We start from the raw sequence: 2,043 nt of genomic DNA, 5'->3' as shown, positions 1-2,043 counted from the left end.
CTGGTGCCGTGCCGTCGTCTACATCCTCGATGGTCATATCCTGTCTCCCGACTGCGACCTTACGTGTGAAACAGAAGAAGGAAAAACCTTCTTCCTCCATCAGTAGGAAGAGATTATTTGCAGGGGAAGCTGTCAGCTATGCTGACTGAGGGGGCTTTGCTTATATTCAGAGTTTTTATACGTTGAGTCCGTTTTCTACCGTGGCAGTTGGTATTGTATGCCAGTTGCCGCGGTATTTTTATTTCCTTATGATGATATGGCGTACGTATTTACAAATTTTTGTGGAATGATGAGTAAAATAGTATTATAATAAATAGAGAATAACTGTAGTAAAAACATGGGAAATATGATAAAATATAATAACTATGCGATAAAGTGTATTGGAGGTGCATTATGGCAACAGTTCAGGAAAAGATTGAGCTCCTGCATCAGAAGCTTGATACGATAGAAATGGGCGGCGGCCAGCAGAAAATTGATAAACAGCATGAAAAAGGGAAGATGACAGCCCGGGAACGGCTGCATATGCTTTTTGACGAAGGCAGTTTTACCGAAATCAGCCAGTTTATCCATCACCGCTGCACCAATTTTGGCATGGAAAAGAAGGAAATCCCCGGCGACGGCGTCGTCACGGGATACGGCAATGTCAATGGCCGCCTCGTCTTTGCCTATGCAGAAGATTTTACCGTCGAAGGCGGGTCTCTCGGTGAAATGCATGCCCACAAGATTTGCCAGGTACAGGAAATGGCTCTCAAAATGGGAGCTCCCATTGTCGGTATCAATGATTCCGGCGGTGCCCGCATCCAAGAAGGCGTCGATGCCCTTTCCGGATTTGGCCGCATCTTTATGAATAATACCAAGGCGTCCGGAGTCATTCCCCAGATTTCTGTCATCATGGGACCCTGTGCCGGCGGTGCCGTCTACAGTCCGGCCCTGACCGATTTCATCTACATGGTCAAGAACACGAGCAACATGTTCATTACGGGGCCGAAGGTCATCAAGTCGGTCACTATGGAAGAAGTGACGGCAGAAGACCTGGGGGGTGCCGTAGCGCACAATACCATTTCCGGCGTAGCGCATTTTGCCTGCGAAAACGAAACGGAGTGCATCCAGCAGATTAAATACCTGCTCGATTTCCTGCCCAGCAATAATATGGAAGAAGCTCCCGTATACGATTCGTCCGATGATCCCGGACGGATGGATGAATCCCTTGATTCCGTCATTCCCGACAGCGATAACGTAGCTTACGATATGGTCGATGTCATCAAATCCTGCGTCGATAACGGGGAAATCTATCAGGTGCTGGAAAACTATGCCATGAACATGATTACCTGCTTTGCCCGTTTCGACGGCCAGAGCGTGGGTATCATTGCCAATCAGCCTAAATTCCTAGCCGGCTGCCTCGACATCAATGCGTCCGACAAGGCTGCCCGCTTCATCCGCTTCTGCGATGCCTTCAATATCCCTGTCGTCACCTTCGTGGACGTACCAGGATTCCTGCCGGGCATCAATCAGGAACACGGCGGCATCATCCGCCACGGTGCCAAACTGCTCTACGCATACTGCGAAGCGACGGTTCCCAAAGTGACAGTCGTCACGCGCAAAGCCTACGGTGGTGCCTACATCGGTATGTGCTGCCGCCAGCTCGGTGCCGACATGGTATTTGCCTGGCCGACAGCGGAAATCGCCGTCATGGGGCCCGATGGAGCGGCTGATATCATTTTCAAACGCGATCCCGACAAGGACGCCAAGAAACAGGAATATATCAAGGAATTCCTGACACCGTACAAAGCGGCGGAACACGGCTATGTCGATTGCGTCATCGATCCGAAAGAAACGCGTCCGCGCATCATCAATGCCCTGGCTATGCTCTACAGCAAGCGGGAAGACCGGCCGCAGAAGAAACACGGTAATATTCCGTTATAAGGGGGAATCAGGTCATGGAAGAAACATCAGCCATTTCGATGGAACTCGTATTAGCGGCCCTGATTGCCCTGGCTGTGCTGCTCCTGCTCGGCTGGTATATTTTAAACAGCAAGATTCAAT

1 protein-coding gene is annotated in these 2,043 nt (G+C 50.1%); it reads left to right on the top strand.

Annotated features, from left to right (window positions below):
• Positions 1-393: 393 nt before the first annotated feature.
• Positions 394-1,923, top strand: a complete 1,530-nt coding sequence (locus tag DBO31_RS08555) for an acyl-CoA carboxylase subunit beta (RefSeq protein ID WP_150824939.1) — start codon at positions 394-396, stop codon at positions 1,921-1,923.
• Positions 1,924-2,043 lie beyond the last annotated feature (120 nt).

Origin of the sequence: Megasphaera sp. DJF_B143 (genome assembly GCF_900320625.1) — a bacterium.
Lineage (GTDB): Bacteria > Bacillota > Negativicutes > Veillonellales > Megasphaeraceae > Megasphaera > Megasphaera hexanoica.
The sequence above is the reverse complement of the archived record's forward strand: the minus strand, read 5'-3'. Positions and strand labels throughout refer to the sequence as shown.